Source organism: Pelosinus baikalensis (assembly GCF_020819555.1).
Lineage (GTDB): Bacteria > Bacillota > Negativicutes > DSM-13327 > DSM-13327 > Pelosinus > Pelosinus baikalensis.
Genome location: NZ_JAJHJB010000014.1, coordinates 52,157 through 66,808, shown reverse-complemented (window position 1 = coordinate 66,808; position 14,652 = coordinate 52,157). Strand labels below are relative to the sequence as shown.

Annotated in this window: 10 protein-coding genes and 1 riboswitch; of the genes, 3 read left to right on the top strand and 7 right to left on the bottom strand. The window is 39.1% G+C overall.

Annotated features, from left to right (window positions below; genetic code table 11):
- Nucleotides 1-351: 351 nt before the first annotated feature.
- Together LMF89_RS11635 and LMF89_RS11630 are read right to left on the bottom strand one after the other, a co-directional pair.
- The gene (locus LMF89_RS11635) at nucleotides 352-2,223 is read right to left on the bottom strand and encodes a hypothetical protein (protein ID WP_229535226.1); all 1,872 of its coding nucleotides are present in this window, start codon (nucleotides 2,221-2,223) and stop codon (nucleotides 352-354) included.
- A 320-nt stretch (nucleotides 2,224-2,543) separates the two neighbouring features.
- The gene (locus LMF89_RS11630; RefSeq protein WP_229535225.1) at nucleotides 2,544-3,119 is read right to left on the bottom strand and encodes a YqaA family protein; all 576 of its coding nucleotides are present in this window, start codon (nucleotides 3,117-3,119) and stop codon (nucleotides 2,544-2,546) included.
- A gap of 168 nt (nucleotides 3,120-3,287) precedes the next feature.
- Here LMF89_RS11630 and LMF89_RS11625 point away from each other — a divergent pair, with 168 nt between their 5' ends.
- Together LMF89_RS11625 and LMF89_RS11620 are read left to right on the top strand one after the other, a co-directional pair.
- Complete coding sequence (locus LMF89_RS11625; protein WP_229535224.1) at nucleotides 3,288-3,665, top strand: CidA/LrgA family protein; 378 nt, start codon at nucleotides 3,288-3,290, stop codon at nucleotides 3,663-3,665.
- Between the two features lies 1 nt (nucleotide 3,666).
- Nucleotides 3,667-4,362 (top strand): LrgB family protein, encoded by a 696-nt coding sequence (locus tag LMF89_RS11620; protein WP_229535223.1) that lies wholly within the window; start codon nucleotides 3,667-3,669, stop codon nucleotides 4,360-4,362.
- Nucleotides 4,363-4,690: 328 nt separating this feature from the next.
- Here the strand turns inward: LMF89_RS11620 and LMF89_RS11615 are convergent, their stop codons facing one another.
- The gene (locus LMF89_RS11615; protein ID WP_229535222.1) at nucleotides 4,691-6,262 is read right to left on the bottom strand and encodes a nitrite/sulfite reductase; all 1,572 of its coding nucleotides are present in this window, start codon (nucleotides 6,260-6,262) and stop codon (nucleotides 4,691-4,693) included.
- A 526-nt stretch (nucleotides 6,263-6,788) separates the two neighbouring features.
- Nucleotides 6,789-9,044 carry a TonB-dependent receptor gene (locus tag LMF89_RS11610; protein ID WP_229535221.1) on the bottom strand — a complete coding sequence of 752 codons (2,256 nt, stop codon included), beginning with the start codon at nucleotides 9,042-9,044 and terminating at the stop codon, nucleotides 6,789-6,791.
- A gap of 332 nt (nucleotides 9,045-9,376) precedes the next feature.
- Between LMF89_RS11610 and LMF89_RS11605 the strand changes: the two genes are divergently transcribed.
- Nucleotides 9,377-10,210 (top strand): AraC family transcriptional regulator, encoded by an 834-nt coding sequence (locus LMF89_RS11605; RefSeq protein ID WP_229535220.1) that lies wholly within the window; start codon nucleotides 9,377-9,379, stop codon nucleotides 10,208-10,210.
- An 89-nt stretch (nucleotides 10,211-10,299) separates the two neighbouring features.
- Here the strand turns inward: LMF89_RS11605 and LMF89_RS11600 are convergent, their stop codons facing one another.
- The 3 genes from LMF89_RS11600 to LMF89_RS11590 form a co-directional block, all read right to left on the bottom strand.
- Entirely contained in the window at nucleotides 10,300-11,988 is a 1,689-nt protein-coding gene (locus LMF89_RS11600) for a methyl-accepting chemotaxis protein (RefSeq protein WP_229535219.1), read from the bottom strand.
- A 103-nt stretch (nucleotides 11,989-12,091) separates the two neighbouring features.
- Nucleotides 12,092-12,176: riboswitch (cyclic di-GMP riboswitch) on the bottom strand.
- A 168-nt stretch (nucleotides 12,177-12,344) separates the two neighbouring features.
- Nucleotides 12,345-13,226 (bottom strand): FRG domain-containing protein, encoded by an 882-nt coding sequence (locus tag LMF89_RS11595; protein ID WP_229535218.1) that lies wholly within the window; start codon nucleotides 13,224-13,226, stop codon nucleotides 12,345-12,347.
- A 299-nt stretch (nucleotides 13,227-13,525) separates the two neighbouring features.
- Entirely contained in the window at nucleotides 13,526-14,422 is an 897-nt protein-coding gene (locus LMF89_RS11590) for a C1 family peptidase (RefSeq protein ID WP_229535217.1), read from the bottom strand.
- Between the last annotated feature and the right edge of the window lie 230 nt (nucleotides 14,423-14,652).

Sequence of the window (14,652 nt, the reverse complement as noted above, 5' to 3'; positions counted from 1 at the left end):
TATATTTCCACAATATTATTTAAATATTGCAAAAAGCCAAAATAAACTGTATTTAGTGAATTTAGTATTTAATCGGACAATTCTTGTTTTTTATTTTACAACAGAAAATACAGGAGGTAAAATCTTTTATAGTAATCGAACCCATGCGTTTTAGCTATATGTAATTGTGAAGTAATTCTCATGTAGAATGTTACTTTTTTAACTTACTTAATTCTAAATCGTTACCATTGCTGGAGCCTGATCCTTACTCACTTTCCAGTAAAATCAACTTTGTTCGGTGATTTCACAATCTAAAAATGGTTGTTTTCTGTTTTCCAGAAAACAACCATTTTTTCACACATTACGTGAAAATTAAATTTTGTTTATCATAATATTTGTGAGTGTAAGAGTCGTATCCTCAATACTTTTTCGAATGTCTGGCAAGCTTTGCTTAAATTCACTAATTGCTTCCGTATCGGGAAAGAGGACTCGCAAGTCTAATTTATTTTCTTCATATAACCGAAATACGCTATCCACAATACCAATATTTTGTGTATCCACACTTACTCTCATCCATGTTTCAAATTGTCGTTTTGTACCCTGACTATTATTTTCTTTTTCTTGATGATAAATATGAATATGGGTAGGATAAGATGTTCCATCGGCAAAATAGAGTGGTACAGAAAAGGACAATGTTTTATGATCGACTTGTCTTTCCGTCTCACCGGCGATTGATTTATACAGAGAATGAGCTAATTCTTTTATGGTACTTGCCGATCTTTGCAAATTCTGTGAATCCGCATTTTGCCATGGCTCAGCTCCTGCGGCTTTTAATAGCACCCACATTTTCGATAATTCAGGCAGTTTACTTTTAACTGCCATATCCTGCAATGCTTGGGGTATATTTTGCTCCACGGCCTTTGTCAGTTGTTCTAATCCAGACTGGGCCTTCTCCAATAGTTTGGCTTGATTTAAAGACATTTGTTGATTAATCTGCTTCATAAGTGTTGTTAATTGCTCAATCGTTGTAGTGGTCCCTGCTAATTGCTTTGCAACTTGCGCCAGTAAATCTGCTGCTGGAGCTGCCAAAGATTTCGCCGTCATATTTTCGGCCAAATTTGACACAAGGTTTTTGACTTGTTCCGATATTTTTCCGTTTAATAGCGCTGCATTTTCAAGAGTTTTGCCTAAGGTCACTAGACTTTGTTCTGTTATACCTTGCTTAATGAGCTGCTGCACCGTTTTACCAATTTCCGACGGCAAACTTTGCCCAAAAGCTTCTAGCTTTGCAGTCACCGCACTTTTGTCTGGTGATGCTTTCATCTCCTGTAGAAGATGCTCTAATGTATTTGCAGCTTGCTGAAGAACCTTCGGTGCAATATCTTTAAATTGCTGGGCATCCACCCCTTTTGCAACTGACCAGATCTCAGGTAAATCGGGCAAGCCAATTTCCGCTGCTTGCTGCTGCGTTAGCGGTATCTTACTTTCCAACAATTTCATCAATTGGACAACAGCCTTCTGGTCATTTTCCGTAAGCAGAGTCATATTTTCTGGCATAATTTGCTGCAATAATTGTTTTGCGATCTGTTTTACATCACCTTGAGATAAACTGCTGCTCCCAGTTAACTGTTTGGCTAGCTGCAGTATTGTATTTTCTTGGCTATCACTATCGAATTGCTGCAGATTTTCTGGAGAGAGCTGCTGTAAAAATTGTTCTACAGCCTGCCTAAGATTGCTTTGAACCAAAACCGTCCCTTCTTTTGCTAGTAGCAGCAATTGATTGGCCAATTGATCAGGGGACATTCCACCTTGTCCTTTTAGAAATTCTGCTACTTTATTTAAAAAAAGTTTTACATCATGATACTTATCCTGCTGCAAAGTTAGAGCTAATTCTAAGATATTTCCTAAGTTGTGGAGCTGCTCTGCGATATTTTTTTGTGCTTTTAATAAGTAATCCATCCCCTGGGATACATCTTTTGTTGACGACATTTGCTGCAAAAGCTGCTGGACGATTTTCTTTATATCCTCTGGCAATGATTGCAGTAATTGTTCCCGATTTTGCAGTGATTTAGCTAAGTCCGCCAGCTTTGTTTTTATACTATCTTCTAAATTAACTTGAAAATCCTTTTGTACCAACTGATTGCTACTCGATAATTCACTCACTTCTTGAGATCGTTGAGCATTCCCTACTTGAGCAGTTTCTGTAACCTTTCCAGGCGTCTGAGGAGCTTTCCCGATTTCCATGTATCCACCTCTATTTCAGCATCCATTATAATACCAGTATACGGTAAACGATTGTAGAATCCTAGTCTAAAATTGAGAAAACCCTAAAGCGTCCTTAAAAACATATAAAACAAATTGAACCACAAAGACACAAAGGGGCTATTTACAACTTCTTTTTTGTGCTCTCCTTTGTGTGCCGCGGCGGCGGCATTGTGCCTTTGTGGTTCGTAAAATCTTATATTTTTCCATCTGTATTTCCACCTACAAAACCTATGCTCTCTTTATTTATAAAAAAACCAGCCCGCAGGATAAATGCAGGCTGGTTTTTAACTACAAATTGATTAGCTTAATTTTCTTTGAGGAACTTTTCTCATCACGGCAATTGCCACAGCAAGAAGAACGATAAAGATGGTTACGCCAATCATAAAAGCATTGGAGTAAGTCTTAATTAGTTCAATCGCTTGTGGGCCATAATAAAAGATCAAGATTCCTTCCAAGAGAAATCTTTTTCCTCTTCCAAAAACAGAAGCGATTAAAAAGACTACCATGTTAATGCGAAAGACACCGGAACTAATGCTGACAAATTTATAAGGAATTGGTGCAAGGGCAGCAAGAAAAATGGCCCATCCCCCATATTGTTCCAGCCAACCGCTAATTTTCTCCACGTATTTATTGGGAACATATTTTTTTACAGCAATAATCCCATATTTATTACCAATAAAGTATCCAATAATTCCACCTAATACTGAACCGACAGTCGCAATGATCGAATAATAAATCGCTTTTTCAGGAACTGACAAAGCCATAGGGATTAATAGCAAGTCAGGTAAAATCGGCGAGAAAATCGATTCGATAAAGGATATGATAAAGAGTCCCAATACCCCAAAATTCTGAAAGAATACTATTAATTGTTCCACAACTACACCTCAATAAAAAATATACGTTATAGAAGTATTATATACTAATTTCAATTAGAATGTATATAATAAGCATTATTTTCCTAAATTCTATTACTCATTTTTCTGATTTACGTTATACTATAGACTTAAACGACTTGTACATCATACATGAAGAGGTGATACTGATTGCAGAACCTACTAAAGACAGTCGGACAAATATTCTTATTATGGCTGATTTATTTTATCAGTACGTGGACCGTAGAGTTCTTTCACTTGCCAATACCAGGCAGTGTGCTGGGCATGCTTCTTTTGTTTGCGCTACTTTCTGGGGGAATCATTAAAGAACAATGGCTTGCTCTCGGCGCAAATCCATTACTTAAACATTTATCTTTTTTCTTCATTCCCATTGCCGTCGGACTTATGGAGTGGGGAGAGTTATTTACACAAAAAGGACATCTTCTCTTTTTTCCTTTAGTCATCAGCGCTTTAGTTGCCTTGATTGCAACCGGAATCGTTGTTCAACTTCTAACTAAATCTTGCAAAAAAGAGGGAGGAGCGAACTAATTTGCCTACTACAATGTTGATCTTCCTTACGATTCTTCTTACTGTTATATTATATCTCATGAGTCGAAAAATATTTTTACACACTAAAAATCCCATATTCAACCCAGTATTATTAAGTACTACGGTCATTATAATTGTTTTTCATTATACGGGCATTACCTTTGACCAATACAAACCAGGTAAAGATATTATGACCTTTCTGCTGGGCCCTGCTACCGTAGCCCTGGCTTTGCCTCTTTATTTAAATCGCGGGGTACTGCTTCAAGCCTTGTTTCCAATATTATTTGGCATATGCTTTGGCGCTCTAGCAACCCTGACAACAGCTGTTTTGCTGGCCAAATTAAGTGGGCTTGATGCTCTTATTGTTGCATCCATCGCTCCTAAATCCATAACAGCTCCTATTGCTATTGAGATTTCCCGTCTAACCGGCGGCGATCCAGCTATTGCTGTTGCCTTCGTAGTTTTTACAGGTACCTTAGGTTCTATCATTGGACCTAGTCTTCTTTCCTCTTGTAAAATAACAAATCCAATCGCCAGAGGATTAGCCATGGGAGTTACTTCTCATGGACAAGGTACAGCTACCATTCTCCAAGAAGGGGCACTTCAAGGTGCTATGGCAGGAGTAGCCATGGCTGTATCCGCTATTTTCATTTCCTTTATCGCCCCTTTGTATATTCCTTGGCTAGTGAACTTATAATTGCACGTCATCTTGCGATTTGCCACTGCCTAACAGATCCTCAAAGTAAAGAATCTATAGATAAGGATATCTCATATATAATCGGATAAGAAAAAATACTGACGTTTCTCTTAAAACATAATAAACAATCGAACCGCAAAGACGCAAAGGACACAAAGGGTTTTATCTATGTTTTTTGTGCATTCATTCCATGAAAAGGATACTGAAGAATGTCATCTTTCATTCTTATATACAAAAAAGCCCTCATTCAAAGGAATCTTCCTTTTTGAATGAGGGCTGACTTATGTCATTTATGATTGCCTATTTTCCAGAATTTTGTTACCAATCCTTATAAAGAGTAATTAGCAACTAATGCTTTTACTTCTGTTTCTTTCTCTTTTATAAATTCATCAAAACATATACACTTTGAATTTACTTTTAGGTTAGCTAAGTCCACCAGGAGATTTGCTATTTTTTCAGCAGGGATATCTCCATATACATCTCCAAATCTTGCTACACCAGGACCGACTTTTCCGTTAAAAGACATCGCATAGGTTGGAATTACTCCATTTTCCGTACGGCCTCTTTTTCCAGTAAATCCAATTAACCCCTTTTGATGTTGTCCACAGGAATTATGACAGCCCGAGATAAATACCCTTGGTAATGCAGCCTTAATATCCTCTGGTGCATCCTTAAAAGTTTCCAGAATACTGTCTAATAACTCATGAGAATTGTTAAGTCCAAAATTACAAATCGTTGGTCCTACGCATGCAACCGTATTTTCTATATTAAATATAGATGAAAATTTAGACGCTATCACAAGTAAATTTTGCACGTCTTTTTCTTTTACATCTCTTACAAAAAGTCCTTGCGTTAAGGTTACACGTATTGATGTCTCATAATCTAAGTTTGTTAAAAAAGTCAATAATTCATTTAGATCATGGGTAGTAATTGTCGCTTTTCTAGGGTGAATATATACAGAATAATATCCTGCTTGTTGTTGTGGAAATATTACATTTTTATATTGCTTATCCCATGGAGATTGCTTCTCCTGGGTGGTTTGCAAGTCTTCTTCTACAGATTCAATATGAAGTGCTAATTCCTGCCCGGATTTTTTTAATTCATCCAATTCATTTTTAAACATCTTAATAAACTCTTCTTCTCCTAATCTTAGAAGAACAAATCGCAATCTAGCCTTGTGCCTGTTCGTTCTATCGCCTTCTCTTGCGAAAACTTTTTTCATTGCTTCTACATAATATAATGCTTCTGTATCCACAATAAAATCTTCAAGCTTTAAGCTCACTTTAGCATTGCCACCAAGTCCACCAGCCCCATATACTTCAAAGCCTCTTTTGCCATCAACTATTTTAGCAATAAACCCTATATCAGCTATGGTTGCATTCGCTGTGTCTTCTAAACTATTTGAAAATGCAATTTTATATTTTCTTGGTAAATTAAGATTAACAGGATCTGTCATCATGAAATTCGTAACAGCCTTAACATATGGAGTAACATCAAAAATCTCATCTTGTGCGACTCCGGAAAGAGGTGAACAGGCAACATTTCTTACACCATCACCACCCGCTCCTCGTGTAATGAGTCCGCATTTTAACAAGTCATCTAACACATTGCCTAAATCCCCAACTTTTACGGAATGAAGTTGAATGTCCTGCCTTGTTGTAAAACGCATATCAACACCGTATTTCTCAGCGATCTTACTTAATCCCTGCAACTGATTTGCAGTTGTTACTCCACCAGCAATTCTGGGTCTTACCATATATGTGTCCTTAGGTCCTTCTTTATAAATTCCCATAATAGAACTAAAGGCTTTCAAATTTTCTAACTTGCCTTCATGATATTGCTGTAGCTTTTCTTTAAAATTCTCAACACTTTTTAAAATATCTTCTGTAATTGTTATCATATCTGATTACCTCTTTTATCCGTAATGTTATCCCATGGAATGATTATAACAACATAGTATTGACATTTCAAGAAAAATACAGGTATAAGAGATAATCCAACTGATCGTTAATTATATTATTCTTATACTTGCTTGCATCTGGATTTAAACTGCAAGATAAAAAAATACGCAGAACAACTTCTCCTTATCTTACCCAGGCAACAACTAGCGCCAGGAACCCGCAAGAAAACGTAACGACAAGTAAATTCCGCCAAGCGCGCTGGGCAGTAGGAGCGGTAAAAGCCCAGAGCAGTGCCCCAGTGTAAAAGAGAGGGGGAAACAGCACACTAAAAAACAAGGCATCCGCTGTTGCCCAGGGCAACAGCAGCACCAAAGCCGCCAACATGCTGGAGGTAAGCGCATAGCCGCCGAAAACGGCGGCTAGAATGCGCAATATGGTTTGAGTTGTTTTGTCAGTGCCGGCTAAAAGTTCTTTTAGCCGTTTAAAAGCCTCAAGTGTGGTGGTATTTATAGTTAAATACCTCGTTTATATCTGGAAGGTTGCCGATAATTTAAAGGTACGGGGTCCGCCTAAGGTGGCATAATTCTCGTTACTAAAACAACCTGCCCAGTAGTGTTTATCAAATAAGTTTTCAACGCTGGCACGGTACGTGACCGGGACATTGTTGATGGTGGTTTTATAACGCGCGCTCAAATCATAGCGTACCCAGCTTGGGATTTTTATGGTGTTCGCATTATTAATATATTGGGAACCGGTGTATACCGTCAGGAGAGAAAGTGTTAAATCTTTTTTCCACGGCGTGTCCCATTCGACACCGACATTCATCGTCCATTTAGGTACGCCAAAAGGTGTATTGCCGTTATTTGCGGTTGTGCGTGAACGAACCAGTTCGCCATGTGTATAGGCAATTCCTCCTAAAAGACGAAGATTTTTCGCTACGCTGCCGAAGGTATTCCATTCAATGCCGCGGTTTTTCTGTTTGCCGTCATAGGAATAAATATTATCAGTAGTCATATAGCTTGGCATTTTGATTTGAAAAAAGGCCAGCGTATTGGCGAAATTTCCTTTGTCCCACTTGACGCCGATTTCCTGTTGTTTGGTTTTATATGGCGCCAGTACTTCATTGGCGTTGTCATACGTTGTAGCAACCACAGTTCCAGGGGAAAGTGCTTCAATATAATTGGCGTAGAGTGAAACCGCTTCTCCCCACGGTTTGACTATGAGGCCGACCATCGGTGTAGTGGCGTCGGCGTCGTAAGTGGTAGTTGAGGTCGGTGTTCCGGTGGCGGCAGTATTGGAGTATTTATAGCTTGTCTGGTTCACATTTTGCCGCCGTGCCCCCAACGTTAGCTGAACTTTATCTTCGTCAAAGGAAAGCGTGTCGGACAGAAGATAACTGGAAAGTTCAGTAACGAGTGTCTTATTACCCTTAGCTGGCTGCGCCAGGCTATTATAGTAATTTGCAAGTGAGATCGGGTTATAAATATTCGTTGGATAATTACCGCTGCCTTGGTTATAAGCATTGGAATAATCCGTATCCTGGAAGCTTGCACCTAAAACAAGCTGATGCTTTACCGAACCGGTCTGGTAAGTGCCGCGCAGTCCAAAATCGGATGAAGTGGTGTCGGTCCAAAAGTATTGCTTAAAGACATTCCGGGCAGTTGCCGTTCCATCGGACTGTAGGTTCAGAACATGATTGCCGTTGATGTAGCCGGTTGCGTTGGATGATAATATACCGATACCGGCATAAGCGGTTAGATTGTCCTGGATGTCATATTCACCCTTAAACAGAACACCATTGTTCCGTGTCGTGCCTGATGTTCCCTTGTACACATTGGTTGAGCCGTCCGGAGCTGATTCTACGTAACCGTTGGCTAGGTAATACATAGAGGTAGATCCATTGTCATGACTTTCCTGCGAACCATATGCATCCAGGGACAGTCGCCATTTGTCTTTTTGATAATCCACACCTAGAGCGCCCAGCAACCGTTCTTTGGACTGACCGTCGACTTCGGTGTCACCGTCTGCATAGACGCCATTGAAACGAATGCCCCATTCTTTATTTTCGCCAAACCGGCGCCCAATATCAATATGGCCGCCTAATTTGGACGAGGAAGTATAGTCAGTGGTAAAAGTAGTGATGTCCTCCTCGCCAGCGCGTTTAGGCACCAGGTTGATGGCGCCGCCCACCGAAGTGCTTACGCCGCCGTAAAGGAAGGAACTGGGCCCCTTAAGTACTTCCACCCGTTCCAGAAATTCAACTGGAACATGGTATTGCGGCGCCAAACCCTGCATACCGTTAAAATAGAGATGCTGAAAATTTACTTCTAACCCGCGGATCATATAGTTTTCATTGCTATGGCCGGTAGAGGTGGCGAAGCGGACGGACGGATCGTTGATGAGCACATCGTACAGCGTGTCGGCTTGCTTATTTTCGATGGTCTGGGCGGTATAGCTGGTGACGTTAAAGGGAGTGTCCATAAAATCCTTGTTGCCCAGTACGCCGAGATTGGCGCCGCGAGCCACCTGGCCGCCGGGGTAAGCAAGGGGAAGAGCTTGGCCGCGATTGGCGGTAACTTCAACTCCTTCCAAGACAAATTCACGCTGTCCGTTAGTTTCACTACTGGAAGCGGTCTGTTCTTCGGTAGCTTGTCCGGTAGCAGGGGCGGGTTCCTGTGTTTCTTCCGCCGCATAGGAAACTATCGGTGCATGCCAGACTAGACTACTGCCGATTAAGGCATATAGCAGGCTTTTTCTGGTACGGGACATTTTTTTTTTCATATTCTTCGACTCCTTTACGTGCACTTTACTCTAGGTGGACATGATATGTTAGTTATAATTGCTAAGCATCTAATCTAAATGAGGATTAATCTCAATGCTTATTAAACAGAATAGCAAGTACAAGTGCAGGAGTAAATGGATATATTTCCAAGGAATCCTGGATTTTTTCCAAATAAATTAAATAATGCCCCATTCTCCTGATAAAACTTCTTTAATTAATAGGTTAGATAAATCATTGACAATCGCTGGATGAAAAAGTTATAATTGATAATCGATATCAATTATAACACAGAACTAATTATCTTTCTAGGAAAAAGGGAGGCAACCCCTAAATGAATGTAAATATTAATGAACTGGCCCATTATTATGCCACAATCAATATTAGTATTATTGATGTCGCCAGAACTGTCGTGCCTCCTGGCGGAAGATGCTTTGGTCGACATACTCCCCCGTTTTCAGGAATTGTTTTTCCATTGCGCGGGCGGGCGCGGATGTTCTTTAACGATGTTCCTTATGAAATGGAATACGGAAAAATCTTTCATGCCGGTCCAAATATGTCATTAGATAAAGAGGTGCAGGGACGATCCGAATGGGTTTTTATGGTCATACATTATCAGACTGATGATAATGCAGCTGATTCCTTTCCTTATGCGTTGGCCCATTTTGAGCTGGAGGCTGGCTATAATACGCGCATCAATGATCTGCTGCATCGACTGTATAATAGCTGCACAACTCCAGGCAAACTGCCAGGATTGCGAGCTAAATCATTATTTTTCAGTATTATGGATGAGATTCTAACTAGTGCTGTCAACCGGCGCAACGAAGGTGGACAGGAAATCGTAGAACAGGCCATGGAATACATCCATAGCCATTATATGGAATCTCTTAGTGTGCCAATGCTGGCTGGGCAATATGCTCTGAACAGCAAACAATTTGCCTATTTATTTCAAAAACATACAGGCATGGGACCAAATGAATATTTGATTGAATACCGGGTACGCCGCGCCAAAGAACTATTATGTACTACAGCTTGCTCAATAGCAGAAATTTCAGCTTGTGTAGGCTATTCTGATCCTTACTATTTCAGTAAGCTTTTTAAGAAACGTACAGGTTTTTGCCCCAGTATGCTGCCAAAGTTGTCTAACAGAAAAAACAGGTTAATATAAGATGTTGTATCTCTTTTTTCATATTCTTTCTAAAAAATGGCATGACTAGACAAAGTTGTCTAGTCATGCCATTACGCACTTTCATTTACTTATAACTTAAACTTACTGATAATCTCATTGAGTTCTTCTGCCATTTTTGCTAAAGATTCAGCATTATGATTGATCTCATGCATACTGGCACTTTGTTCTTCAGATGCAGCGGCTACCGTTTGTGCACTTGCTGCAGTTTCTTCTGCAACACCGCTGATATTTTGGGCATTCTCTACCATTGTTTGCGTTCCCTTTGCTGTTTCCTCAATTGTATGCGTTATTTGAGCAACTACAATTTTCACCTTATCGAGCTTATCAATAATAACTTCAAACCCTTTTTGAGTATTGAATGTTACTTGTTTTCCTGCTTCCACCTCATGGTTTCCTTCACTTACATGTAGGACAGCATAATCAATGTCCTCCGTCATTTTATTAATAATTTCAGCGATATGGCGTGTTGCCTCAGCACTTTGTTCCGCCAGCTTCCGAACCTCTTCTGCGACTACTGCAAAACCTCTTCCTGCTTCACCAGCACGAGCAGCTTCAATAGCAGCATTCAACGCTAATAGGTTGGTTTGACCTGCAATGCTTTGAATGACTGTAACGATTTCTCGAATGTTTTCAGACCCTTTTGCCAAGGAATTTGCCGCCTCTGTAATACTGATCATTGATTTTGCAACAGTTTCATTCTGTGTAACGATCTGAGTCAGTAAATTCATCCCTTGGCTTGCTTCTTCAACAGCATTTTGAGTATTTGCATTCACTTCATAGGCATTCGAGTTCATTTCCTCAGTACTTGCAGAAAGTTCCTGAATCGTAGCTGACATCTCTGTTATATTCGTAGTATTCTGGGCTGACCCACTCGCAACTTCCGCTATCGTATTAGAAACAATTTCTGCTGCACGTAACTGTTCTTCTACTGTTGCACTTAATTCTTGACTAGATGCTGCCAAGGATTCAGAGTTTTGGCGTATTTGCCCTACTAGCGAGCGCAGAGCATTCTTCATTTGGGACATTGCAGTAACCATATCACCTATCTCATCATTAACAGCAGCATGTTGCTCAGCAGCTGTTAAATCAAAATGACTGATTGCGTCCATTTCATTCCGAACACGATGTAAGCGTTTCGCCATATACCTACTATACCAGTATGCTAAACTACAAACGAATAGTATAATAAGCATACTTAAAATTCCAACCAAATTCTTGGTATCTTTTTGTTCCTGCATAAGTTTAACCGTTGATTGCTTTAAATATTTCTCTTCTAAATCAAAGGTTTTATCAAATTGCAGGTCTATCTGCTGTGATAAATTTCTCCCTTCCACAAGCAATGTATTGAAGGAAGGGCTGTTAGCTTTTTTTGCATCCATAAGCTGTCCCATTTTAAGACTATAGTCATCCATCATCTTTTCTAGTTTAACAGCTTCTGTTTTCACTTCTGGATTTTCCACACCAGATACAAATACCTTTAAATCTTTTGCGCTATTCTCAAATTCTTTTCTGGAATTTTGTTCATAGCTGCTAATCGAGTAGGCCATAAAACCTCGCAATTCAGCAATACCAGTATGCATACCATCCTGTGCCTTCGTGAGTAAGAGCATATTTGCGGAAGTATGTGTAATTAAATTTTCATATGTATCACTTGCTGTCGAATACTGATATGCTGTATATCCAAGCAGTATAAGCAGAAAGGAAATGGAAGTGAGAAACATACCTCCTAATTGTGCAACAATAGGTATTCTACGCATAAAATAACTCCTTTACATTTTAATTGTTAAGACGGCTGCATAAACTCGTTTATCGCATCTCCTTCCATAAAAAAAACCAGATTGTTACATGAATTGTAATTCATATAGCAACCTGGCAGACATAGATTAAAATCGTTAGTCCCATAGCTTTGCGTCCTTAACTTTCGCTAAGTTTGCCGAACATTAAATGGTATTAAATTTATGTATTAATAATTCTCCTCAAACTTCCAAAATCCTCTAAATTAAGACAAATATTTCGCCTTGTTATTAAACTCAAAATCGAGTAGAGGAAGGCCATGTGCCTGTCCTTGTATTCGATAAAATCGATTAACAGCGAGAATCCACTTAGAAGTTCATTATTCGCTTTTTTGGTGCAGATTTAAATATCTGCATTTGTTAATCCAATCCTTAACAGCTTTTGCTGCTCCATCAAATCCAGAGAATAAGGTCGAGGCTGAAACTCCATATAGTTCGCACAAATCAAGAACTTTTGCAGTATATTTTACAGGTAATGTTATCTTCCATAAAGGTGTATTGGGGAAAGATGCAAACTCATCTTCAAGAGGTTTTTGGGGAAATGGCTGTCCTCTGCCTATTGGTTGCTTTAACACCGTAAACAAGCCCGATTGAGCCGCAAGATTACTGCTAGTAGACCCTGGAACTTTAATTATATTTATATTTTTGTATGAACGAATCTTTTCTACATTCAATGCCCATACTGCAATTTTAGTATTATTCTCCTCAATGTCGTGCTTTGCTAAAGCGGTGGATGCGGCAAAATACGCTGCAACATAAGAACGTTTAGACCAATCGAGAAGATGAGTAGGCACACCATGATGCTGAGCTAAAGCCATTAGCTCTATTAATTCTTCATTTGGCCACTCAGATGGATTAATATAATATTTATCTGTTGGATACGTTCGTGGATCTAAATTTCCACGAAGTTCAGCAGAGTCATTAACAATTTTAAGACCAAGTAAATCACATTGTTTTACAAATTGTTCTAAGATAGCTCTTTCAGAAAAAATTTGTTCATCTGCAGTCATTTCTCTTTGTCCAAATATTATTTTAGAGGGACTATTTTTTCGTAGTATGGAGGGTATGAGATGCCAACTCGCATCCCTCTGTCCACGATAAATAAATTGGCTCGGCTTATCTCCTAGAGTTTTTTGAGGCGATAATATATCCCAAAATTCATCAACAGTATTAGCTTCTATAAGATTAAATTTGTTAAACATAAATCCTCCTATTGTAGAACGAATACCTACTTTACACGCTGCTTAACAATAATACTCATTTAACATTCTGCTCAATTTTAATCCACTACTATTCATTTCCTGTTTTTTTGTTAGTTCCGCCTTTTTATAAAAAAACAGACCTACTCCACTACTTAATGGCTAGGCTGTCTCTTACATAAAAAAGCATATTAGTCATAAATATGTATCATTAAGCAACACTCTGAGAAAAAGCGAGGTCAGCGAATTTTTTATGTTCACTGACCTTCTTGTTTTGTTATACAGTAATTAATATTCTCGTTTTAAATACCAAATTGATCAGTCTCAATCCACTCCATACTTAGAAGAGACCAGAAATCAGTTGCGAGTTTATTCAAAACGTAATCATATGGCAGCCAACCATAACCTTGATCACCCCAAGTGATTCCCCAAGAATTACGTATCAGTAGAGCCCCTGTAGTTTCTTGATTATATTTGGTATTTTTGATTTTTATAGTATCATCATAACCTACTGCGACAATGGCATGCCCCCACTGTGCTTGTTCGTCTGGACCTGGATAAGGAATTCCACCAGGAACGTTTGACTGTGTAAATGAATTAAAACCATAAAAACCAAACATCGATGGAATGCCAGATGCAATGTACTTTTTCACACTATTCAATACTTCGGCGGAAGATTTATTCATACCTAACGTATCGTGGCAAAAATATTGCAATGCTTCATAGTTATCTGCTACTGCATATATAAAAGAGGATGGCTCTTTATCAAAGGCTGGATCATTATCAGTATATTTCCAGTAGCTTTCGGATGGTACGCCACAAAGTACTAAAGCTCCCATAGTATCTCGTAAATAGGAACCTTTATCTCCTGTTACACCTCTCAAGTTTCGTGAATTTTTATAAATAAAAAGACGTGAGGCTTTAATGTGATTGGAAAAAGATCTATTCTCAAAATATTCGATTATACCTGCAGCCGCATGCGCAGTGCACGCCCCCAGCGTACCTTGGTCTTGAATTTCGGAACACCATTGTCGTAGATCTGCCTTGGTCGGTAACGGAACATTGTCAGATATCCCCAACTTTTGCATGACTTTCTCAATCTTAGGATGGACCTCTGTATAATCACGCAAATCAGGTAATGGTGGTAACCATCCTGTACCTACTATTCTATTGTCGGAAAGTATTGCTTGATGATTCATAGTGATACCTCCTAAATATATATACCATTCTACATATGATTCAGTGAGAGTTGCACCATGAAAAGTCGATGAAATACAGAACGATTTGAAATAATCTTCATGGCACCTAACCAGTCCCATGTACTGAGCCTTGCGCGAGGTATGGTAACGTACACTGCGAAGCGTAGACATCAACACAGGAACAGGATTCTTAGAATCATTTAATTATTTACTTCTCCTTAAGATTTCTT